This window comes from Pseudorhodoplanes sp. (assembly GCF_050250235.1).
Classification (GTDB): Bacteria; Pseudomonadota; Alphaproteobacteria; order Rhizobiales; family Xanthobacteraceae; genus Pseudorhodoplanes.
The window spans coordinates 1-22,504 of record NZ_JBFWPA010000002.1 but is presented as its reverse complement, the minus strand read 5'-3'; the positions used below and the strand labels follow the sequence as shown (position 1 = coordinate 22,504).

General features: G+C 63.5%; 23 protein-coding genes. 9 read left to right on the top strand and 14 right to left on the bottom strand.

Translation table 11 applies throughout. The features are described 5' to 3' along the window. Window positions 1-58 precede the first annotated feature (58 nt). The 6 genes from AB7F49_RS01335 to AB7F49_RS01310 all read left to right on the top strand — a co-directional run bounded on the left by AB7F49_RS01335 (window position 59) and on the right by AB7F49_RS01310 (window position 5,970). A complete protein-coding gene (locus AB7F49_RS01335; RefSeq protein WP_428519517.1) occupies window positions 59-1,240 on the top strand; it encodes an ABC transporter substrate-binding protein in 1,182 nt (393 codons plus the stop codon). Window positions 1,241-1,345: 105 nt separating this feature from the next. Beyond that, window positions 1,346-2,533, top strand: coding sequence for an ABC transporter substrate-binding protein (locus tag AB7F49_RS01330; RefSeq protein WP_428519515.1), 1,188 nt, complete (start codon window positions 1,346-1,348; stop codon window positions 2,531-2,533). Between the two features lie 124 nt (window positions 2,534-2,657). Next, window positions 2,658-3,518, top strand: a complete 861-nt coding sequence (locus AB7F49_RS01325) for a branched-chain amino acid ABC transporter permease (protein ID WP_428519513.1) — start codon at window positions 2,658-2,660, stop codon at window positions 3,516-3,518. A gap of 1 nt (window position 3,519) precedes the next feature. Then, entirely contained in the window at window positions 3,520-4,515 is a 996-nt protein-coding gene (locus AB7F49_RS01320) for a branched-chain amino acid ABC transporter permease (RefSeq protein ID WP_428519511.1), read from the top strand. After that, window positions 4,512-5,267: an ABC transporter ATP-binding protein gene (locus AB7F49_RS01315; protein WP_428519509.1), complete on the top strand. Its 756-nt coding sequence runs from the start codon at window positions 4,512-4,514 to the stop codon at window positions 5,265-5,267. The genes AB7F49_RS01320 and AB7F49_RS01315 overlap by 4 nt, the downstream gene beginning before the upstream one ends. Further along, entirely contained in the window at window positions 5,260-5,970 is a 711-nt protein-coding gene (locus tag AB7F49_RS01310; protein WP_428519507.1) for an ABC transporter ATP-binding protein, read from the top strand. Before AB7F49_RS01315 ends, AB7F49_RS01310 begins: the two co-directional genes overlap by 8 nt. 107 nt (window positions 5,971-6,077) lie before the next feature. Here AB7F49_RS01310 and AB7F49_RS01305 read toward each other — a convergent pair whose 3' ends face one another. The 9 genes from AB7F49_RS01305 to AB7F49_RS01265 all read right to left on the bottom strand — a co-directional run bounded on the left by AB7F49_RS01305 (window position 6,078) and on the right by AB7F49_RS01265 (window position 14,332). Further along, a complete protein-coding gene (locus AB7F49_RS01305) occupies window positions 6,078-6,959 on the bottom strand; it encodes an ABC transporter substrate-binding protein (protein ID WP_428519505.1) in 882 nt (293 codons plus the stop codon). 159 nt (window positions 6,960-7,118) lie between these two features. Beyond that, a complete protein-coding gene (locus tag AB7F49_RS01300; protein WP_428519503.1) occupies window positions 7,119-7,877 on the bottom strand; it encodes a FadR/GntR family transcriptional regulator in 759 nt (252 codons plus the stop codon). Between the two features lie 109 nt (window positions 7,878-7,986). Beyond that, on the bottom strand, window positions 7,987-8,760 hold the full coding sequence (locus AB7F49_RS01295) for a hypothetical protein (RefSeq protein WP_428519501.1): 774 nt from the start codon (window positions 8,758-8,760) through the stop codon (window positions 7,987-7,989). A 65-nt stretch (window positions 8,761-8,825) separates the two neighbouring features. After that, window positions 8,826-9,248 (bottom strand): RidA family protein, encoded by a 423-nt coding sequence (locus tag AB7F49_RS01290; protein ID WP_428519499.1) that lies wholly within the window; start codon window positions 9,246-9,248, stop codon window positions 8,826-8,828. Between the two features lie 106 nt (window positions 9,249-9,354). Continuing rightward, a complete protein-coding gene (locus AB7F49_RS01285) occupies window positions 9,355-10,989 on the bottom strand; it encodes an AMP-binding protein (protein WP_428519497.1) in 1,635 nt (544 codons plus the stop codon). A 41-nt stretch (window positions 10,990-11,030) separates the two neighbouring features. Then, window positions 11,031-12,218: an acyl-CoA dehydrogenase family protein gene (locus tag AB7F49_RS01280; RefSeq protein ID WP_428519495.1), complete on the bottom strand. Its 1,188-nt coding sequence runs from the start codon at window positions 12,216-12,218 to the stop codon at window positions 11,031-11,033. Further along, window positions 12,219-13,058, bottom strand: coding sequence for an enoyl-CoA hydratase family protein (locus AB7F49_RS01275; RefSeq protein ID WP_428519493.1), 840 nt, complete (start codon window positions 13,056-13,058; stop codon window positions 12,219-12,221). After that, a complete protein-coding gene (locus tag AB7F49_RS01270; protein WP_428519491.1) occupies window positions 13,055-13,570 on the bottom strand; it encodes a MarR family winged helix-turn-helix transcriptional regulator in 516 nt (171 codons plus the stop codon). Before AB7F49_RS01270 ends, AB7F49_RS01275 begins: the two co-directional genes overlap by 4 nt. After that, on the bottom strand, window positions 13,571-14,332 hold the full coding sequence (locus tag AB7F49_RS01265) for an SDR family NAD(P)-dependent oxidoreductase (RefSeq protein WP_428519489.1): 762 nt from the start codon (window positions 14,330-14,332) through the stop codon (window positions 13,571-13,573). 217 nt (window positions 14,333-14,549) lie between these two features. On the opposite strand from AB7F49_RS01265, the gene AB7F49_RS01260 reads away from it, so the two are divergent. Continuing rightward, complete coding sequence (locus AB7F49_RS01260) at window positions 14,550-16,898, top strand: bifunctional salicylyl-CoA 5-hydroxylase/oxidoreductase (protein ID WP_428519487.1); 2,349 nt, start codon at window positions 14,550-14,552, stop codon at window positions 16,896-16,898. Between the two features lie 17 nt (window positions 16,899-16,915). Here AB7F49_RS01260 and nth read toward each other — a convergent pair whose 3' ends face one another. Further along, complete coding sequence (nth, locus tag AB7F49_RS01255) at window positions 16,916-17,731, bottom strand: endonuclease III (protein ID WP_428519485.1); 816 nt, start codon at window positions 17,729-17,731, stop codon at window positions 16,916-16,918. Between the two features lie 21 nt (window positions 17,732-17,752). Here nth and AB7F49_RS01250 point away from each other — a divergent pair, with 21 nt between their 5' ends. Next, the gene (locus tag AB7F49_RS01250) at window positions 17,753-18,265 is read left to right on the top strand and encodes a DUF2244 domain-containing protein (protein WP_428519483.1); all 513 of its coding nucleotides are present in this window, start codon (window positions 17,753-17,755) and stop codon (window positions 18,263-18,265) included. Window positions 18,266-18,335: 70 nt separating this feature from the next. Then, window positions 18,336-19,214 carry a methylated-DNA--[protein]-cysteine S-methyltransferase gene (locus AB7F49_RS01245; protein WP_428519885.1) on the top strand — a complete coding sequence of 293 codons (879 nt, stop codon included), beginning with the start codon at window positions 18,336-18,338 and terminating at the stop codon, window positions 19,212-19,214. Window positions 19,215-19,251: 37 nt separating this feature from the next. On the opposite strand, the gene AB7F49_RS01240 is transcribed toward AB7F49_RS01245, so the two are convergent. The 4 genes from AB7F49_RS01240 to AB7F49_RS01225 form a co-directional block, all read right to left on the bottom strand. Further along, window positions 19,252-20,328: a hypothetical protein gene (locus AB7F49_RS01240; RefSeq protein ID WP_428519481.1), complete on the bottom strand. Its 1,077-nt coding sequence runs from the start codon at window positions 20,326-20,328 to the stop codon at window positions 19,252-19,254. Window positions 20,329-20,426: 98 nt separating this feature from the next. Continuing rightward, entirely contained in the window at window positions 20,427-21,050 is a 624-nt protein-coding gene (locus tag AB7F49_RS01235) for a 2,3-bisphosphoglycerate-dependent phosphoglycerate mutase (protein WP_428519479.1), read from the bottom strand. 126 nt (window positions 21,051-21,176) lie between these two features. Then, window positions 21,177-21,992, bottom strand: coding sequence for a 4-hydroxy-tetrahydrodipicolinate reductase (gene dapB, locus AB7F49_RS01230; RefSeq protein ID WP_428519477.1), 816 nt, complete (start codon window positions 21,990-21,992; stop codon window positions 21,177-21,179). Between the two features lie 150 nt (window positions 21,993-22,142). Then, the gene (locus tag AB7F49_RS01225; protein WP_428519475.1) at window positions 22,143-22,445 is read right to left on the bottom strand and encodes a DUF1330 domain-containing protein; all 303 of its coding nucleotides are present in this window, start codon (window positions 22,443-22,445) and stop codon (window positions 22,143-22,145) included. Window positions 22,446-22,504 lie beyond the last annotated feature (59 nt).

The window sequence follows — 22,504 nt, the reverse complement described above, 5'->3', positions numbered from 1 at the left end:
TCCCGAAAAACCAGAACCAACAAACGCTTGCGACAGGAAACGGTTGGGAGGACGAGAAATGCGCAATCTTTCGATCGCCTGCGGCGTCTTCGCAGCCGTGTTCGCTTCAACGGCGTCCGCTCAGTCACAAGACAGCGTCAAGGTCGGCTTTATCGGCACCTTTTCCGGCCAGTTCGCCGATGCCGCAACCCAGATGGACAACGGCATCAAGCTCTATATGCAGAAGTTCGGCGATACCGTCGCCGGCCGCAAGATCGAAATCATCCGCAGGGATACGGCCGGCGCCAATCCGGATGTCGCCAAGCGCCTCGCGCAGGAACTGGTGACCCGCGACGGCGTCGACATCCTGGCCGGCTTCGTCCTGACGCCCAACGCGCTCGCGGCCGCCGACGTTTCCGCGCAGGCCAAGAAGCCGATGGTGATCATGAATGCCGGCACCTCGATCGTCACCACGAAATCCGATTACAGCCTGCGCGTCTCGATGACTCTGCCGCAGCTGATCGAGCCGTTCGGAGCCTGGGCCGCGAAGCAGGGCATCAAGCGGGCGTTCACCATGGTTTCCGATTATGCGCCAGGTCACGACGTGGAAGCCGCCTTTCACCGCTCCTTCAAGGGGGCCGGCGGCGAGATCGTCGGACAATTGCGCATGCCGATCGCGAGCCCGGATTTCTCGGCCTTCGTCCAGCGCGCCAAGGATGCCAACCCGGAATCGATCTTCATCTTCGTTCCCGCCGGCATCCAGCCGGCCGCCATCATGAAGTCGATGGCGGAACGCGGGGTTACGCCGGACAAGATCAAAATTCTCGGCCAGGGCGAGATTACCGACGACACCGCACTCAAGAGCGCCGGCGACGCCGCGCTCGGCGTGATCACCTCTTACCACTACGACCATAATCATGGTTCCGCCCGCAACAAGGAATTCGTGCAGGCCTACCGGGCGCTGTCCGGGGGGATCAATCCGAACCTGTTCGCGGTCGGAGGCTATGATGGAATGCACCTGATCTACGAGGTGTTGAAGAAGACGGGCGGCAAGACCGACGGCGACGCCTTTCTTGCCGCAGCGAAGGGAATGGCCTGGGAGAGCCCGCGCGGCCCGATTTCGATCGACCCGCAGACGCGCGATGTCGTGCAGACGGTCTATTTCCGCCGCGTCGAAAAAACGCCAAACGGGCTGGTGAATGTGGAATTCGACAAGGTCGAGAACGTCAAGGATCCGGTCAAGGCCCGCATGGCAAAATAGCAGATCGTGCAGGTCACGAATCGTGCCAGCTGGCGACCGGCAAGCCGCTGATTTCGGCCTATATGGATGTCACGAGCTTCAAGCAAATCTGGAGGAATACCGAAAATGTCCAAACGACTGACTGGTTTCGGCGCCTTTGCCGCCGCGGCATTGTTTGCCGGCGCGGCCATGGCGCAGCAGGGTCCGATCAAGATCGGGCTCATCATGCCCTATTCGGGCCAATTCGCCGATGCCGCGGCGCAGATGGACAATGCCATCAAGCTTTTCGTCAAGCAGAACGGTGACACCGTGGCCGGCCGCAAGGTCGAGTTCATTCGCAAGGATACCGGCGGCATCGCGCCGGACGTTGCCAAGCGTCTCGCCCAGGAACTGGTCGTGCGCGACGGCGTCGACATTCTGGCCGGCTTCGTCCTGACCCCGAACGCGCTCGCGGCCGGCGACGTGTCGGACCAGGCCAAGAAATTCATGGTCGTGATGAACGCCGCCACTTCGATCATCACCACCAAGTCGCCCTACATGGTGCGCACCTCGCTCACCACGCCGCAGCTCAACCAGGCGCTCGGCGAATGGGCGGTGAAGAAGGATGGCCAGAAGAAGGTCTACACCATGGTGTCGGACTTCGGGCCTGGTCTCGATGCCGAAGGCGCCTTCACGCTGGGCTTCAAGCAGTCCGGCGGCGAGGTGATCGGGCAGGTGAAGATGCCGGTCGCCAATCCGGACTTCTCGGCCTTCGTGCAACGCGCCAAGGACCTGAACCCGGAATCGATCTATATCTGGGTGCCGGGCGGCGCGCAGCCGGGGGCGCTCGGCAAGGCACTCGCCGAACGCGGCATCGATGCGCGCAAGACCAAGGTCATGGGTCAGCTCGAGGTCACCGACGACAACGCGCTGAAGACACTCGGTGACGCCGCGCTCGGCATCATCACCGCCGGCCATTACGACCCGGCACACAAGTCGGACAAGAACGCCGCCTTCGTGAAGGCCTACAATGCCGATTACGGCCGCAATCCCGACTACTTCTCGATCGGCGGCTGGGACGGCATGCAACTGATCTATGACGTGCTGAAGAAGACCAATGGCAAGACCGACGCGCAGGCGATGGTCGACGCGGCCAAGGGGTCGAAGTGGGAAAGCCCCCGCGGCCCGATCTCGATCGATCCGGAAACCCGCGACATCATCCAGACCGTCTATATCCGCCGTGTCGAGAAAGTCGACGGCAAGGTCCAGAACGTGGAGTTCGACAAGGTCGAGAACGTGAAGGACCCGGTCAAGGAGCGGATGAAGAAGAAATAGTTCGTCCGCTTTCTGGAACCGTCCGGCGCCCGGGGCCTCCTGCTCCGGGCGTTGGCTTGCGGGGCGCAATTTCAGCAAGTACAGCATCTGTCCGGTGGGAACACGCTAGGCTGAGGGGACGACTTTGGGGCCTATCATCGGCGTTCTGTTTGACGGCTTTGCCTATGGCATGCTGCTGTTCCTGCTGTCGGTGGGACTGTCGGTCACGCTCGGCATGATGAATTTCGTGAACCTCGCGCATTGCGCCTTCGCGATGCTCGGCGGTTACGTGACGGTGACGCTGGTCAACACCTTTGGCTGGCCGTTCCTTGCGACCTTGCCGGTGGCATTTCTGGCCGCCGCGGTGGTGAGCGTCGCTCTCGAACGCACCCTTTACCGGCGGCTCTACCGCGCAAGCGAGCTGGACCAGGTGCTGCTCACCATCGGTCTGGCATTCATGTCGATTGCAACCGCGGCCTATATCTTCGGCACGATTCTTCAGCCCGCCGCGACACCGTCCTATCTGCGCGGCTCGCTGCAATATTTCGGCATCAATTTCGGTGTCTATCGCCTGTTCCTGGTTGCGGTCGGCCTCGCGGTCACGCTGCTGCTGGTGCTGATGCTGGAATATACCCGCTTCGGGCAGCAGGTACGCGCCGCGGTCGACAACCAGCGCATGGCGCGCGGCCTCGGCATCAACGTCGACGGCACCTTCGCGGTCGCCTTCGCGCTCGGCTCGGGGCTTGCGGGACTGGGCGGTGCGCTTGCGATCGAGATCGTCGGCCTCGACCCGTCCTTCGCCCTGACCTATCTGGTGTATGTGCTGATCGTGGTGTCGGTTGGGGGGCTGGGCTCGATCTGGGGCTCGTTTGTCGCCGCGGTGCTGATCGGCGTCAGCGATATCGCCGGCAAGTATTACGTGCCCCAGGTCGGCGCCTTCATGATTTATCTGGTGATGATCGTGCTGTTGATGTGGCGGCCGCAGGGCCTGTTCGGAAAGCGGTGAGATGATGAGCGCACCGTCGGTCACACCGCATACTTATCTGCGCGCCCAGGTTCGATGGCATCCGCTGGAATATCTGTTCTGGCTTGCCACCATTCTGCCCTTCTTCCTGTTCCCGAACTATCTGTCGCTCGCCAGCCAGATCGCGATCACCGCCCTGTTCGCGCTCTCGCTCGACCTCATCCTTGGCTATGCCGGCATCGTGTCGCTGGGCCACGCGGCGTTCTTCGGCATCGGCGCCTATACTGCCGGCATCCTTTCGAAATACGGTTACGGCGATCCGACATTCGGCCTGCTGGCCGCGGCGCTGGTGACCGGATTGTTCGGTCTGTCCACGAGCTTCATCGTCGCGCGATTCAAGCATCTGGCGCTGATCATGATCACGCTCGGGCTCGGCTTTCTGGTGCATGAGCTTGCCAACAGCGCACACTGGCTGACCGGCGGCGCCGACGGACTGCAGGGCATCCGCATCGGCAAGCTGCTCGGCATGTTCGAGTTCGATCTCTGGGGCCGCACCGCCTACACCTATTCGCTGGTCGTGCTGTTCGTGATCTTCCTGGTGGCGCGGCGGCTCACCAATTCGCCGTTCGGGCTGGCGCTGCGCGGCATTCGCGAAAACTCCGTGCGCATGCCCGCGATCGGGGCACCGAGCGATGCGCATATCCGCAAGATCTACACCATGTCGGCTGCCATTGCCGGCATCGCCGGGGCGCTGCTGGCGCAGACGACCTCCACGGTGTCGCTCGGCTCGATCGACTTCCAGCGCTCCGCCGACGTGCTGGTCATGCTCGTGCTGGGCGGCGCCGGCATGCTCTATGGGGGTCTGATCGGCGCGGTGATCTTCATGGTCGCGCGCGACCAGTTTTCCGGGATCAATCCGCAATACTGGTATTTCTGGATCGGCCTTCTGCTGGTGGCGACCGTGATGCTGCTGCCGAATGGCATCCTCGGCGGCCTTTCGCATCTGTACCGCGCGCTGATGGGACGGCGCCGGACATGACCGCACCAGCGCTGTCCACCCGCAACCTCAACAAGAGCTTCGGCCAGCTCCAGGTCGCGCGCGACATCTCGATCGCGATCCCGAAGGGCGAGCGCTATGCATTGATCGGACCGAACGGCGCCGGCAAGACCACGCTGATCAATCTGATGACCGGCATGATCAAACCTGATTCCGGGCAGATCATGCTCGGCAATGATGACATCACCGCGCTGCATCCCGATGCTCGGGTGAAGCGCGGACTGGTGCGGACCTTCCAGATCAACACACTGTTCCCCAACCTGTCGGCGCTTGAGGCGGTCACGCTGGCAATCTGCGAGCGCACCGGCGATGCCGGCACCTGGTGGAAGGCGTTGCCGTCCTATCGCGACAATGCCGACGAGGCTTATTCGATCCTGCATTCGCTGCGGCTCGGCGATCACGCCTACCGTACCACCCGCGAACTCGCCTATGGCCAGCAGCGGCTGCTCGAAATCGCGCTGGCGCTCGCGACGCGGCCTCAGGTGCTGCTGCTGGACGAGCCCGCCGCCGGCGTGCCGCCGGAGGAGAGCTCCGAACTGTTCTCGGTGATTGCCGATCTGTCGCAGGACATCACCGTGCTGTTCATCGAGCACGACATGAACGTGGTGTTCCGATTCGCCAGCCGCATCATCGTGATGGTCGGCGGGGCGATCCTGCTGGAAGGCACACCGAAGGAGATTTCCTCCGATCCGCGCGTGCGCGAAGTCTATCTCGGCGGAGCGCATCATGGCTGACGCACTGCTCTCGCTTCAGAACGTGCGCGCCGGTTACGGTGACGCCGTGGTGCTGAACGATATTTCGTTCGATCTCGCCGACAACGGCAGCCTTGCGGTGCTGGGCCGGAACGGTGTCGGCAAGTCGACACTGCTTCTCACCATCATGGGCTTCACGCGCTTGACGCGTGGCAGCATCCGCTGGCGCGGTGAGGACGTCACCCATGTTGCGCCCTACAGACGCGCGCGCGGCGGCATCGGATGGGTGGCGCAGGAGCGCGAAGTCTTTCCCTCGCTGACGGTCGCGGAGAATCTGACCGTCACCGCACGGCCCGGGCACTGGACCATCGAACGCATCTATGAATTGCTGCCGCGTCTCGACGAGCGGCGCGGCAACAAGGGCAACCAGCTGTCCGGCGGCGAGCAGCAGATGCTGGCGCTGGCGCGCGCGCTGATGACCAATCCGTCACTGCTGTTGCTGGACGAGCCGTTCGAAGGACTTGCTCCGATCATCGTCGAGGAATTGACCGCCGCCATCCGCAAGATGCTGGCCGAACAGGGCACCGCCTTCATTCTGGTCGAGCAGCATGCCGAGATCGCGCTGTCGCTGACGCAGAATGCGATCGTGCTGGAACGGGGCGAAGTGGCGCATCGCGCCCCGTCGGCCGAACTGATCCGGGACGAGGCCACGCTGGAACGTCTGATCGGGCTGAAGGTGGAATAGCCATCACAGTGTCATGCCCCGCGAAAGCGGGGCATCCAGTGTTTTTTTCATGCCCCCCCGAAGACTGGATCGCCCGCTTTCGCGGGCGATGACAGCCTGCGGATACGTCACATCACGCTGACGGTTGCGTCCTCGTAGCGCTTCTTGCCGAGGTCGCCGCCCTCGAAAATGTCGTGGTCGGCGATCCAGTCGCGCGACACCTGGAACGTCTCTTCGGTGTAGGGCTCGAACACGATGCGCTCGCCAGGACCCCAGCGCCGCGTATCCATGATGTCGTGCCAGCGCTTCGGAAACTCCCTGCTATAGTAGTGCGTGTAGAGTTCCGGCCGCAGGTCGAGGTCGCGCTGCGCCCGCTTCAGCGCGGTGAAATACTTGCGCAGATCCTCGGAATCGGGATCGCCGTGGATCATGTTGGCGATCATGAAAGTGTTGTCCATGATCTTGCGGAAGCCGAGCTGCTCGGCGAGGTAATACGGCCCCGAGAACAGCGTCGCCGCGGGCACCTGACCGTCGAGCAGCATTTCCATGCGCTTGAACAGCATGCCGTCGTTGAAGGACAGCTTGATCTGATCCTTCGGCATGTAGCTTTCCAGCGCCTGGATCGACGCATAATGCGAGCCGGACTGGAAGCCGACCGAGATCGGCACATTGGCAAGATCGGCCGGCGTCCTGATCGGCGAATCCGGCGCGACGAAAATACCGGACGGCGCCACCGAATAGACATCGCGATTGAGCCGGCCGTGGCCGGAGGCGGCCGCGACATTGACGGTCCAGTGGCAGGCGCAGCTCACGTCCGACTTGCGGCCTTCCTCGAACGACTGGTAGGCGCCGACCTTGTTGCCCTTGTCGTGGATCTTGCCGTCGGTCGACTGCACCATCTCGCGGAAAATGTAGTCGAGCCCCTCGTCCTTGAAGTAGCCCTTCTCCTCCGCGATCCATTCCTGCAGGCGGAAATGCGGTTCGATGATGAATTTTTGCTTGGTTGCCATTTTGCGTTCTCCCGTTTGCGCTTCGTTTCGAGTGTCGTCAGTCTTGTCTGAGTGCTAGCTCCGCTCATTCCCGCGAAGGCGGGAATCCAATCTTCTTCTTGGCTCTGGGTCCCCGCCTTCGCGGGGACGAGCGGATGGATGGATTTATGTTCGACACCATCAGCAGCAGCCGTCGCCATGCGCGTGATCGCGCTCCGACACGCGGCGCGCGCGGATCATCTTGACATGGTCGTCCATCAGCTTTCGCGCGCCCGCGGGATCGCGCATTTCGATCAATGCGGCGAGCTCCTTGTGGACCGCCAGAACGCGCCGCGATACCTCGGGCGTCAGCGTGCGGTTATGCGACGGCCATGAGATGTGATTGAGCGAGATGAACTGCACCACCAGCACGCGGTTATGCGAGGCTTCCGCGATCGCGAGATGGAAATCGCGGCACGAGCGCGTATAGGCGTCGCCGTCGTCGATGATCGCTTCCGCCTCCGCGAGCAGCCGCTTCAGCCGCGCGTGATCCGCGGGCGTGGCGTGCTCGGCGGCGAGTTCGGCCGCGAGCGTCTCGATCGCGCGCTGCGCATCCATCACCTCGGCTGCGGTGACGCCGGTGAGATCGAGCTGGACGGCGAGTGCTTCGGCGAACAGCCGCGGGTTGCCGCGCGCCACGCGCGCGCCGCCGCCCTTGCCCATGCGGATTTCGGCGATGCCGAGCGCCTGCAGCGTGCGCAGCGCGTCGCGCGCCACGATCCGGCTTACGCCATAGCGGGCGGCGAGGTCCTTCTCGGTGCCGATCGGATCGCCGGATTTCAGCCGCTTCTCAGTGAGGGCGTCGCGTACGTCGGCGACGATCTGCGCCGATAGCGATCCGGAACGGCCGGCGATGAACGGCTCGCCGGAACGGGAAATCAGCTTGGTTTGGCTATTCACGGCTGATTTCAGCCTCTTTCCATCCTGGAGGCCGGAAAGCTAGCGCAGGACAGAAAGGTAGTAAAGATATTATCTTTTAGATTGCCATCCTATTCGACCCGATTTTGAGTCAGCCTTTCCCCTTCGCTGCCTTCGGCAGCTTCGGCGCCACCCCAAGGCCCATCATGCCGGTCGCATTGAACTTCAGGTCGAGCGTCTTCCAGTCAGCATATTTCGCCGGCGGCAGCTTGTACGGATAGCAGCCCTGGAGCGCGTTCATGGCGATCCCGACCAGCATTGGGCCGCGCTCGGAGGCCGGCGCCTGCAGCAGCACCGGCTCGCCCGCGAGCTGGCCCTTGGGTCCGAAGCCCACCCGTATCACCACTTCGAGCCCCATGATGCCTGGGATTCCGACCGGCAATTTCCAGCACTTCTGGATTTGCGCGCGCAACGACGCGATCTCTTCGGGCGTGAGTTTCGATTTGGTTTCGCTCGGCGGGCCGCCTGCCGGCGCCTCGGGCCTCGCCGGCTTCTCATTCGGCGCCTCCGGGATCTCTGCCTGGTCCGGCGGCGCGGCCTTGGCCGATCGTGCGGGGGACGTTTGCGACTCTTGCCTGGTGGGCGGCTCCGGACGTTGCTGGGCCGGCTTCGGCGCTTCGCGCGGCTTTTCCTCCGCGATTTTCGGGGTCTCGAGGTTCAACTGTTCCGGCGGCTTTGGCTGCTCCGGCACTTTCGGTTCGAGTTCCTCGGGTCTGACCAGGTCGACATCGATCGACCGCACCTCGGATGGCGGCAGAATCCGCCGCTCGGCCAGCACGATCGCACCGACAAAGCCGAGATGCACGGCGACCGACACCGCGATGATCGCGGCGCTGAAGCTGATGCGGTTCAACAGCCAGGGCAAAGGCGACGGCTCCAGGTTGGCCGAGCTTTCACCTCAGCCGCTTGGAGCGAGAGAGTCAAAGGACTTCAGTCGGGGACCACCGCCGTCGTCTCGATTTCAAGCAGTGCGCCCCTCTCCACCAGCGACATCACCTGCACCAGCGCCATGGCACCGAAATTCCGGCCCATGATCTCGCGATAGACCTTGCCGAGTTCCGGCAGCGAGTTCCGATAGGCGTCCATGTCGGTGACGTACCAGGTCATGCGCACGACGTGTTCCGGCCCCGCGCCGCCCTCCTTGAGAACGGCAACGATGTTTTCCAGTAGCTGTTTGGTCTGCGCGACGAAACCGTCCGGCAGCTTGCCGTGAATGTCCCAGCCGATCATCCCGCCCACGAACACCATCTCGCCGCGCGCCTTGACGCCATTCGCATAGCCTCTCGGCTGCGGCCAGCCGGGTGGATTGAGAACAATATTGGTCGCGGGCGTCCTAACGGCGGTGTCCGACACGGCACTTCTCCTGATTTCTTTTCTTGGTCATGGCCGGCTTGAACCTGCCATCCATCGAACGAACACGATGGATGCGCGGGTCAAGCTTGCGCTTGACCATCGAAAATTAGGAAGCAAGCTTTTCCCCGCCCGCTTCCGCAATCTTGCGCAGTTCGAAGCGCTGCAGCTTGCCGGTCTGGGTGCGCGGCAGCGCCGTGACATACTCGATCGCGCGCGGATACTTGTACGGCGCGACGGTGTTCTTCACATAATCCTGCAGCGCCTTGGTCAGTGCCGCGTCACCCACATGTCCGGCACGCAGCACGATGTAAGCCTTGACGATATGGCCGCGCTCCTGATCCGGCGCCCCGACCACCCCGCACTCGGCGACTGCCGGATGGGCGAGCAGCACCTCCTCGACCTCCGGTCCGGCAATGTTGTAGCCCGACGAGATGATCATGTCGTCGGAGCGCGCCTGGTACCAGAAATAGCCGTCGGCATCCTGCACGTAGGTGTCGCCGGGGAAATTCCAGCCCTTCAGCACGTATTTGGTCTGGCGCGGATCGGCGAGATACCGGCAGCCGGTCGGTCCCTTCACCGCAAGGCGCCCGATCGTGCCGCGCTGCACCTCGTTGAAGCTGTCGTCCACGACTTTTGCGATATAGCCCGGCACCGGCTGCCCGGTCGATCCGCCGCGGACTTGCGCCTCGGGAGAACCGATGAAGATATGCATCATCTCGGTGCCGCCGATGCCGTCCAGGATTGTGAGGCCGGTCGCCTTCTTCCAGGCATCGAAGGTGGTCTTGGGCAGGGTCTCGCCCGCCGACACGCATTTGCGCAGGCTTGAAATATCATGCGCGCCGACATGCGGCGTGACCGCGCGATACGCGGTCGGCGCGGTGAACACCACCGTCGCCTTGTACTTCTCGATGGCCGGCAGGAGTTCGTCCGGCGTCAGCTTCTCGAGCTGAATCGTCGCGGCACCGATGCGGAAGGGAAACAGCACATGCCCGCCAAGGCCGAACGTGAAGGCCAGCGGCGCCGAGCCGATGAAACGGTCATCCGGCGAGGCCTGCAGCACGTACTTTCCGTAGGAATCGCAGGGCGCCAGCATGTCGCGATGGAAATGCATGGTGCCTTTTGGCTCGCCGGTGGTTCCGGACGTGAAGGCGATCAGGCAGACATCGTCGATCGCTGTGTCGCAGGCGGTGAAGTTCTCGTAGCCCGGCTTGTTCATCAGGGCTTCGAGTTCGCCCTCGCCCCAATAGACGGCGCGCTCGAGTTCCGGCGCGAGAGCCCTGGTCTTCTCCATCTCGTCGCCGAGCCGCTTGTCGCATAAAGCGAGTTTGATCTTCGCTTTCTTGACCGTGTAGGACAGCTCCTTCGCGCGCAGGAGCGGCATGGTCGCGACGGTCACGCCGCCCGCTTTCATCACGGCAAGATAGGCCGCGATCATCATCGGATTGTTGGCGGACCGCAGCAGCACGCGATTGCCCGGCACGAAGCCGAGATCGCGGGTCAGGACATTGGCGATGCGGTTGATGCGCTCGGCGAGCTGTGCATAGGTCAGCGTCTCGTTGGGCGAAACGATCGCCGTGCGCCCGCCCTGCCCCGACGTCACCCACCGGTCGACAAATTCCGTCACGCAGTTCAGCCGGTCCGGATATTGCAGTTCCGGCAGGGTGAACAGAAATTCCGGCCACTGGTCCTGCGGCGGGAGGTTGTCCCGCGCGAAGGTATCGATATGTCCCGAGCGGATCATGATGTTGCTCCGTGTCTGACCCCTGCTCTTTTCCTCGCCCATCACTTGCCTGCGGACTTTCCGGCCGCATGATTTTTCAAGGCTTCGCGCGCGATCACGACCTTCTGCACTTCGGTCGCGCCCTCATAGATGCGCAGCGCCCGGATTTCCCGGTAGAGTTCCTCGACCTTGACGCCCTTGGTCACGCCCTGCCCGCCGAACAGCTGCACGGCGCGGTCGATCACGCGCTGGGCGGCTTCGGTCGCATGCATCTTGGCCATCGCGGCTTCGCTGGTGACGCGCGGCGCCCCATTGTCCTTGGTCCAGGCGGAGCGATAGACCAGCAGCGCCGAGCTATCGACATCGACAATCGAATCGGCGAGCGCAGCTTGCGTCATCTGCAGGTCTCCGAGCGGCGCACCGAACAATTTCCGGTTTGCGGCGCGTTCGGTCATCTCGTGCAGCGCACGCCGCGCGAAGCCGAGCGCGGCGGCGCCCACCGTGGAGCGGAAGATGTCGAGCGTCGCCATCGCGACCTTGAAACCCTCGCCTGGCGCACCGAGCCGATTGGCCACCGGGATGCGCACATTGTCGAAGCGGAGCGTCGCCAGTGGATGCGGCGCGATCACCTCGATGCGCTCTTCGATGGAAAGGCCGGGCGCATCGGCATCGACCATGAAGGCGGAGAGCCCGCGGGCGCCCGGCGCCTCTCCGGTACGCGCGAACACCACGTAATGGTCGGCAATGCCGCCATTGGAAATCCAGGTCTTGCGGCCGTCGAGCCGGACATGGGTATTGCCGTCGGGCTTGGCGGTCATCGCCATGGCGGCGACGTCCGAACCCGCTTCCGGTTCGGACAGCGCGAAGGCCGCAATCGCCTTGCCCTTGCCGACATTGGGCAGATAGCGCTGTTTCAACTCCTGCGAGCCGAACAGCGTGATCGAGCCGGTGCCGAGCCCCTGCATCGCGAAGGCGAAATCGGCGAGCCCGTCGTGATAGCCGAGAATCTCGCGGGCGAGGCAGAGCGTGCGCACATCGAATTGCGGATGGGAACCGCCGAATTCCGCAGGCACGGTCGGCGCGAGAAAGCCCGCCTCTCCCAGCGCCTTCACGCGTGCGCGGCAGGCCTCGTCCACATCGTCATGCGGCAGCCTGTGCAGATTGTCCGCGGCCCAGCCCGTCAAACGCTTCGCGAAGTCGCGGTGAGCGTCGTTGAAGAAGGGCCATGTCAGGGTTTCTGCGAGCGACATCTAATTGCCCTCGAACACCGGCTTCTGCTTGTTCGCAAAGGCATGGAACGCGCGCCTGAAGTCTTCGGTCTCCATGCAAAGCGCCTGCGCCACCGCTTCCGCCTCGATCGCTTGTTCGACCGACATCGCCCATTCCATCTCCAGCATGCGCTTGGTCATGCCGTTGGCGAAGGTCGGACCAGCACACAATTCGTTCGCAAGTGCGGTCGCATCCGCGAGCACGTTTTCTGGCGAGGACAGCCTATTGAAGAAGCCGAAGCGCTCCGCTTCCTCGCCGCCCATCACGCGGCCGGTATAGAGCAACTCGGCCGCACGGCCCTGCCCAATGATGCGTGGCAGGATCGCGCAGGCCCCCATGTCGCACCCGGCCAGCCCCACGCGATTGAACAGAAACGCGACCTTCGCCTTCGTCGTGCCGATGCGCAGGTCGGACGCCATCGCAAGAATCGCGCCGGCGCCCGCGCAAACACCATCGACCGCGGCGACGATGGTCTGCGGCGCGGCACGCATCGCCTTCACCGCCTCGCCGGTCATCCGGGTGAATTTCAGCAGTCCGACCGTGTCCATCTCGATCAGCGGACCGATGATCTCGAACACATCGCCGCCGGAGCAGAAATTACCCCCTTCTCCGGTAATCACGAACGCCTTGACCTGGTCGTCGCCCGCGGCCGCGCGGAAAATGCCGGCGATCTCGGCATAGCTCTGAAAGGTCAGCGGATTCTTGCGGTCGGGTCGGTTCAGCGTCAGAGTCGCGAGCTTGCCACTGACCTCGAACTTCACATGTTGCGCCCTGTAAGAGGCAAGCGGCAGCGGAACAGGATGATGGGTGTTCAGGGTCATTTGGTGCCTCCCGCATCGATCGCATTGCGGGCGGATGTCTTGGTCTTGGCAAGCAGCTTCATCAGCGTGTCGATCTCTTGCGGTTCCAGCCCGGCGAAAATCTCTGCAATCCAGTTCTCATGCGTGCGCGCGAGCGAACGAAAGGTACGGCGGCCCTCGGCCGTCAGCGTCACGATCATGGCGCGGCGGTCGTTCGGCGCTGGCCTGCGCTCGACCAGGTTGAGCGAGACCAGGCGCTCGACCAGACCGGTGACATTGCCGTTCGACACCATCATGCGCTGCGAGAGTTCGCCGAGCGTCATCCCATTCGGGGCGCGGTCGAGTTGCGCCATCAGATCGAAGCGCGGCAGCGTCACGTCGAATTCCGCGCGCAACCGCTGGCGTATTTCGTTTTCAATCAGTGTCGTGCAGGTCAAAAGGCGCAGCCACAGCCGCAGTTCCGCCTCGTGATCGGCGGGCCGTTCGGCGACCTTGGTTTCCGCATCGAGCGGTAACGTTGCTGCGCCGTTCATTCAGATTTCTCCCCCGGCGACCGTCATGGCGGTCCCGGTGACGGCACCGGCATCGGCCCCGCACAGATACAGCACGGCGGCAGCGACCTCCTCCGGCCTGATGAGCCGCGCCATCGGCACGTCTTTCACGTATTGCGCGACCACGTCCTCACGCGACTTGCCGGTCTTTCCCGACACCGCCGCGACCGACTCCCGCACCAGATCGGTGTCGGTGTATCCGGGACAGATCGCATTCGCGGTGACGCCGGTCTTCGCCGTCTCGACCGCCAGCGATCGCACGAGGCCGACCACCGCGTGCTTGGTGGTGCAATAGGCGCTGACATAAGGATAGCCCTTGAGCCCCGCCGTCGAGGCGACCGCGACGATGCGGCCGAACTTGCGTGCGACCATTCCGGGCAGAACCGCCCGCGCCGGGTACACGATGCCCATCACGTTGAGGTCGAACAGCTTCTGGAATTGCGCCGGATCGGTTTTGCCGAAAGGCGCGGTAGAGACGCCGCCGGCATTCGCGACGAGGATGTCAAAGGGGCCGCGGGCGGCTTCGGCCTGCCCGATCCCGGCCTCCACGGCGGCGGGATCGGTAACATCCGCGACGATGGCGCCAGCCGCATGACCCGCCGCGACAGCATCATCGAGCGCCGCCTTCTGGCGGCCAAGGACCGTCACGGTTGCCCCGGCAGCCGACAGGGCGGCTGCCACGGCGCGGCCGATGCCGCGGCCGCCGCCGGTGACGAGAGCCTGCCGTCCCGAAAGCTGAGCCATGAGGGTCCGAAATCCGCCGGGGTACCGGAGGATACTTTAAGCTTAAAATTTATAGGGCTCAAGCAGTGGATGCTATCATTCCGGGGCGTCTGGTGGAGCATTGGCCATGCTCCGAGACGACGAAAAGCCGCCATTCTTGACCCAGATCAAATCCCGCTTGCGCGGATTTGTTTTAAGCTTAAAATAATCAAAACGGCCGCAAGGCGCGGAGGCTCCCATGAAGGTCAATGTGATCGGCGGCGGCCCCGCCGGGCTGTATTTCTCGATCCTGTACAAGAAGGCATGGCCGCAGGCTCAGATCACCGTCTATGAGCGCAACCGCCCCGACGACACCTTCGGCTTCGGCGTCGTGTTCTCCGACCAGACACTCGAGACGTTCCAGAAATACGATCTCGAAAGCTACCGGTCGATCACCGAGAATTTCGCCTATTGGGACGACATCGAGATCAATTTCAAGGGGACGACGCGGCGCATCGGCGGCAACGGCTTCTGCGGTTGCTCGCGGGCAACCCTGCTGCGGCTGCTGCATCAGCGCGCGCAGGCGCTCGGCGTCGAGTTGAAGTTCCAGGTCGAGATCACCGATATCGAAGCCATGATGCGCGACTCCGACCTCGTCATCGGGGCCGACGGCATCAATTCGCGCGTGCGCGAAACCTTCAAGGATCATTTCAAGCCGGAAGTGGACCTGCGGCCGAACCGGTTTACCTGGATGGGCTCGACCAAGCCGCTGGACGCCTTCACCTTCTACTTCAAGGAAACCAAGTACGGCATCATCATTGTCCATGCCTATCAGTACGAGCCGGGCCGATCGACCTGGATTTTCGAGACCGATCCGGAAACGTTTGCGAAACTCGGAATCGATCCGCTCGACGAGCCCGGCACCGCAACGCTGATGGAGGAGCTGTTCGCCGAGGAATTGCAGGGTCACAAGCTGATTATCAATCGCTCGATGTGGCGCAATTTTCCGGCCATCAGCTGCGAGCGCTGGGTCTACGAGAATTGCGTGATCCTTGGCGATGCCAAGGCGACCGCGCATTTTTCCATCGGATCCGGCACCAAGCTCGCAATGGAAGACGCGATCGGTCTTTACGATTCCTTCCGTACCGTCGGGGGCCAGAACGTAAAGGCCGCGCTCTCGCATTACGAGACAACGCGCCGGGAGGAGGTGGAAAAGACCCAGCATTCCGCCAATGTGTCGCTGGTCTGGTTCGAGCATGTGAAGCGGTTCTGGGACATGAATCCGACCCGCTTCGTGTTCGGCCTCATGACCCGCTCCAAGGCGATCACCTACGACAATCTCGCGCTGCGGGCCCCCGATTTCGTCGACGAAGTCGCGCACATGATGGCGAACGAGACCAAGGCTGCGGGATTTGACAAAGTCGACACCAGGACACCGGTGCCGCCGATGTTCCAGCCCTTCCGGCTTCGCGACATGGTGGTGCCGAACCGCGTGGTAGTGTCGCCGATGTGCCAGTATTCGGCCAAGGACGGCCTGCCCGGCGACTGGCACCTCGTGCATCTCGGCAGCCGCGCGATCGGCGGCGCCGGCCTTGTCTTCACCGAGATGACTGACGTGTCGGCGGAGGCGCGCATCTCGCCAGGCTGCACCGGCCTCTACAACGACGAACAGGAGGCCGCCTGGAAGCGCATCGTGGACTTCGTGCATGCCAATTCCGCGTCAAAAATCTGCATGCAGCTCGGTCATGCCGGTCGCAAGGGCGCAACCAAGCTGTCCTGGGAAGGCAACGACGAGCCGCTCGAAAATGGCGCATGGCCGATCGTCTCGGCGTCGCCGCTGCCCTATTACCCGCACAGCCAGGTCCCGCGCGAAATGACCCGTGCCGACATGGACAAGACCGTTGCCGATTACGTTGCGGCTGTGGGACGCGCGCGGCGCGCCGGCTTTGACATGATCGAACTGCATGCCGCGCATGGCTATCTTATCGCGAGCTTCATCTCGCCGATCACCAACAGGCGCACGGATGAATATGGCGGCTCGCTCGAGAACCGCATGCGCTTTCCGCTGGAAGTGTTCCGCGCGATGCGCAAGGCCTGGCCGGAGCACAAGCCGATGTCGGTGCGCATCTCCGCCACCGACTGGATAGACGGGGGCGTAACCGGCGACGACGCGGTGACGATCGCTTTGATGTTCAAGGAGGCCGGCTGCGACATGATCGACGTCTCGACCGGCCAGACCGACCCGCTCTCCGCGCCGATCTATGGGCGAATGTACCAGACTCCGTTCTCCGACCAGATCCGCAATGAGGCCGGCATCGCCACCATGGCGGTCGGCGCCGTCACCACCGCCGATCAGGTCAATACCATCGTCGCTGCCGCGCGCGCCGATCTGGTCGCGCTCGCCCGCCCGCACCTGATCGACCCTTATTTCACCATGCGCGCGGCGGGCTGGTATGGGGCCGAGGACATCCATTGTCCGCCGCAATATCTCTCGGGGCGTGACCAGTTGTTGCGCAATTCGGAGCGCGAGCGCGCCGATCTCACCGAATTGCGGCTGAAGGCCAAGCCGAAGCCGCAGATCGATACCTGGAAGCAGGCAGCGGAGTGATCCGTCTTCCCTCTCCCCTAAAGCGGGGAGGGGGAAAGAATTGTCTTCCCCGGCCAGCGGCACAGATCCGCAATGATGCACTTTTCGCACAACGGCCTGCGCGCGAGGCACACATAGCGTCCGTGCAGGATCAGCCAGTGATGCGCATGCATCATGAATTCGCCGGGAATCACTTCGAGGAGCCTGAGTTCGACCTCCAGCGGATTTTTCCCCGGCGCCAGCCCGGTGCGGTTCGACACCCGGAACACATGCGTGTCGACCGCCATGGTCGGCTGAGCGAATGCCATGTTGAGCACCACATTCGCGGTCTTCCGTCCGACACCGGGCAGTTTCTCGAGCGCCTCCCGATCACCCGGCACGATACCCCGATGCTCCGCGATCAGCTTTTCCGACAGTGCGATGACGTTTTTCGCCTTGTTGCGAAAGAGCCCGATGGTCTTGATGAAGTCGCGGACCCGTGCCTCGCCGAGCGCGACCATTTTCTCCGGCGTGTCGGCTTCGGCGAAAAGCGTGGGGGTCGCCCTGTTGACCCCCGCGTCCGTCGCCTGCGCCGACAGCACCACCGCGACCAGCAACGTAAACGGATTCACGTGCTGCAACTCGCCCTTTGGCGCCGGTTCCACCGACTGGAAACGGCGGAAGGCCTCCATCACCTCGGGCCGCGTCCATGGCCGGATATCGCCGTGGCCCGCCTCGACATCGGCCTCGGCCTGCGCCGTTGCGGATTTGCGCCTGGCAGCCTTGCCGGCTTTCGCCGCCTTCACGGCTGCCTTGGCGCGCTCCTTGCGCCTTTTCACGGCTTTCGCGGCCGGGCGGGTCGTCTTTTTTGCCATTTCTCCCCTATATTGTGCGGGATGACTGCGAACAACGACCCGAATCCCGATACCCCCCTGTTTTCGGCGGTGATGTCGCCGAACCGCTCGCTTGGGAAGCGCGGCTTCGGCATTTTGATGCTGGCCGTGGCCGGCATCAGTTTCATCGCAGGCATCATCTTCGCCATTGCCGGCGCGTGGCCGGTTACCGGTTTTTTCGGGCTCGACGTGCTGCTGATCTACTGGGCTTTCCGGGTCAATTACCGCGACGGACGCGCCTATGAGCAGATCGTTGTGACGCCGACCGAGCTGATGTTCCGCAAGGTCAGCGCGCGCGGCGCTTCGATCGAGTGGCGCTGCAATCCGCTTTGGGTCAAACTGGATTGGGACGTGCACGAGGAATTCGGCGTGCAGAGCCTGCATCTGGTCTCGCGCGGAGAGCGGCGCGCCATCGCAAGCTTCCTCGCGCCGGAAGAGAAGGAAAGCTTCGGCAACGCGTTGCAGGCGGCGCTTGCGGCGGCCAAACGCGGGCCGGACCGCACGGCGCTGGCCTGAGCAGAAATCGGGTGGGCCGGCCGGAGCGGCGAGCTTAACCCGGAGGGGCACATCCATGACGAGAGCCGCCATGCTGTCCCCCGATCGCATCCCCGACTCAAAGACGCTTGCCGCCTCGGCCGCCGACTACGACGTGGTGCGGCGCGCCATCGCCCATATCCGCGGCAACTGGCGTCAGCAGCCCGATATCCACACGATCGCCGAGGCGGCCAGAGTCACGCCGACCGAACTGCATCACCTGTTCCGGCGATGGGCGGGGCTCACGCCCAAAGCCTTTCTTCAGGCACTGACGCTCGATCATGCGCGCACGCTGCTGCGCGATTCCGCGAGCGTCCTCGACGCAACCTACGAGGTCGGGCTGTCGGGGCCGGGACGGCTGCACGATCTTTTCGTCACCCACGAGGCGATGTCGCCGGGCGAATGGAAGGCCGGCGGCGAAGGGCTGACGTTGCGTTACGGTTTCCATCCGTCCCCGTTCGGGACCGCGCTGGTGATCGTCGCGCCACGCGGACTTGCAGGACTGGCGCTGGCCGACGTCGGCAAGGAGCGCGCGGCGCTCGCCGACATGAAGAGCCGCTGGCCGAAGGCCAAATATGTCGAGGATCACGAAACCACCGCGCCGATCGCTGCGCGCATCTTCGATTCGAAGCTCTGGCGGCCGGACCAACCGCTGCGGGTCGTGCTGATCGGCACCGATTTCGAAGTGCGGGTCTGGGACACGCTCCTGAAAATTCCGATGGGGCGCTTCACGACGTACTCCGACATCGCGCGGACCATCGACAAGCCGAAGGCTGCGCGCGCGGTCGGCGCCGCGGTCGGAAAAAATCCGGTCTGCTTCGTGGTTCCCTGCCACCGCGTCATCGGCAAGAGCGGCGAACTGACCGGCTACCACTGGGGACTGACGCGCAAGCGTGCGATGCTGGGCTGGGAAGCGGGACAGGTGGCTTGACCCCTCCGATCCGCTTCGCTTCGACGAAGCCCGCTGCCTACTGGTTCAACCGGACGGTATCCGAGACCCCAGCAAAGGCTGGCTCGCCGGCACGTGGAAAGTCGCCCTTGCGATACGCCGCCAGCGTTTCCGGTTTCAGTGCATCCATGAAATCGGCAAGCGCTCTGTAGGTTACGCAGCGCACTTCGGGCAGTCCGCAGACCGCGCGGGCAAACGTCTTCAGCGCTTCGCGATAGGCGCCGTTCTGATAGTCCGTGAAATGGTGGCCGATGTGAATCGGCGCGCGGTTGCCGGTGTAGTTCGCGCGAAAATAATTCAGATAGGAATCCAGCATCTGCTGGCGGAACTGCTCACGCAGGCTCGCGACCGGAGCTGCGCCCGACTGGGCGACCAGAAAATTGTAGTCCATCGACAGGGTCGCACGACCCGAACCTGCAAGCTTGATGCCTGCGAGATTGAAGCGCCAGAGGCCGTCGCGCCTCTCCGGCCAGGCGTGGGCCGGCATGGTCGCGCTGGTGTCGTAGCGGAAACCACGCTCCGCGAGCGTCGCATAGAGACCGGGGCTGTGCGCAAGATATGGCGCGCGAAATCCGACGATATCCTTCGGGCTCAGAGCGAACCCGTGGTCCGGCGCGAATTCGTTGTTGCGGGCCACGTTGGCAAGAAGACTATCGAAACTGTTGAACTCGCTGGTCCAGGCAGCGGCCGGCCATGATCGCCCGTCGAAATGACCGACGGCATGCGAGGCGATCTCGTGCCCATCGCGGTGCAGCGCGTTCATCAAGGCGACACGGCGGCGCACGTCCTCGACCGAGCCGCCGAAATTGATGCGCGAGCCACCGCGAGCCTGCCCCGGTCCCTGATAGAGATGCTTCTTGGCGTTGGCGAGAAAATTGATCCCGCTGACAAAGAAGGTGAAGCGGATACGCTCGCCGCCGCGGTTGAGGCCGGCCGCGAAGTCGGTCCATTCCTGCCAGCGCTCAAGCTCGGTGCAATTGTCGAAGGCGATGGCGACGAATTGCGGCGGACGCTCCACCGGCATGCGCCCGGTCTGCGCGTTTCCCGGTTGCGGGGTCGCGGTCGCAACCGCGATGCCCAGAAAGGCCGTCAGCATTCTCATTCCCCCGCAATGAGCATGCCGGGGCCCGCGATCAAGCTCAACGGCGAATCAAGGTTATCGCGCAACCATAATTTTTCAGCGTGTTGTTTCGGTCACGCCGCGAGGTCCAGCTTCGATGCCACCGTGGCATCGGCGTTGAGCCGATAGATGATGGGAACACCGGTCGCAATCTCGCGCTTCAGGATGCCCTCGGGCGACAGCTTCTCCAGCACCATGACCAGAGCGCGCAGTGAATTTCCGTGCGCCGCGATCAGGGTGCGCTTGCCCTGCAGGACACAGGGCAGAATCTCCTGCACATAATACGGCAAGGTGCGCGCGAGCGTATCGCGCAGGGATTCACCACCGGGCGGAGCGATATCGTACGAGCGCCGCCAGATATGCACCTGCTCCTCGCCCCATTTTTTTCGGGCATCATCCTTGTTGAGCCCGGACAGATCGCCGTAGTCGCGTTCGTTCAGCGCCTGGTCGCGGACGACCGGAACGCCGCTCTGGCCCATCTCCGCCAGCAAGAGGTCGAGCGTGCGTTGCGCGCGCTTGAGCGCCGAGGTGAAGGCAAGGTCGAAGGCGATGCCTTGGGCCTTCAGTTTGCGGCCGGCCTCTTTCGCCTCCGCGATTCCCTGCTCGGTCAGATCGACATCGCGCCAGCCGGTGAACAGGTTCTTCAGATTCCATTCGCTCTGGCCGTGACGCACGAGCACGAGAAGACGGTCAGACATCGCTTGCACTTCCTCGGTTGTTCGGCCTCACCCAGAGCGGCCGAAGGCCGGGTCTCGAAGGATGGGGCCGCCTCTCCTTCGACACGGCTGCTTCGCAGCCTCCTCAGGATGAGGGCGGTGGAGAACTCAAAAATCCTGCAGCCCCAGCACATCTGCCATCGAATACAATCCGGGCTTCTGGCCGCGCGCCCACAGCGCGGCCTTTACCGCGCCGCGCGCAAAGATCATGCGGTCTTCGGCCCGATGCCCAAGCTCGATCCGTTCGGCGGGGCCGGCGAAAATCACGTTGTGCTCGCCGACCACGGTGCCGCCGCGCAGGGTGGCGAAGCCGATATCTCCCGCCTGCCGTGCCCCGGTATGGCCGTCGCGCGCGCGCACCGACCGCTGATCGAGATCGACGTTCCGGCCTTCCGCGGCCGCGCGGCCGAGCAGCAGCGCAGTGCCGGACGGCGCGTCGATCTTTCTGTTGTGATGCATCTCGACGATTTCGATATCGAACTCCTCATCGAGCGTCTTCGCCACCCGTTTCACCAGCGCAGCCAGCAGATTGACGCCCAGACTCATGTTGCCGGACTTGACGATGACCGCCTTTTTCGCGGCCTCGGCAACGGCGGCCTCGTCCTGCGCCGAGAAGCCGGTGGTGCCGATCACATGGACGATGCCGGCCTTGGCCGCGAGTTTTGCCAGCGCCACCGTCGCCTTCGGAATGGTGAAGTCGATGATGCCGTCGGCATCGCCAAGCAGGGTCTCGGCATCGTCGGTGATCAGGATGTCCTGGCCGCCGACGCCTGCAAGCTCGGACGCATTGCGTCCAAGCAATGGTGAGCCGGAATCTTCGAGTGCGCCGGACAGGGTGAGTCCCCTGGTGTCGGCGATGGCGCGGATCAGCGTCCGCCCCATGCGCCCGCCCGCCCCCGCCACGATCAGCCGCATATCGGACATTGGTTTGTCTCCGAGCTTCCGCCGCGGATATACACACCGTCGTCATTCCGGGCGAGCGCGAAGCGCGAGACCCGGAATCCATAGTCCCAGTCGTGGCTATGGATTCCGGGTTCGCGAACTGCGTTCGCGCCCCGGAATGACGGCTTGAGGCTACGGCTGCGGCCCGTCATAGCCTCCGATGATGATCATATCGGCGATCGCGTGCGGCTGACGCACCTTGATGTTGGCCTGATATTCCGGCGAATTGTAGCAGGCAAGCGCTGCCGCATAATCGGGAAACTCGATCACCACGTTGCGGCTGCGCGCCTCGCCTTCCGGGCATTCGAACGGTCCGCCGCGCACCACGAAGCGTCCGCCATATTTCTTGAAAATCGCGGGATTCGCCGCAGCATAGGGCTTGTAGCCCTCGTCATTGTGGACATCGACCCGTCCGATCCAGTAACCCTTCGCCATTCCAGCCGCTCCCTATGATGTGGCACCGGCCACTTCATGCACGTTCGCTTCCGCCGCCG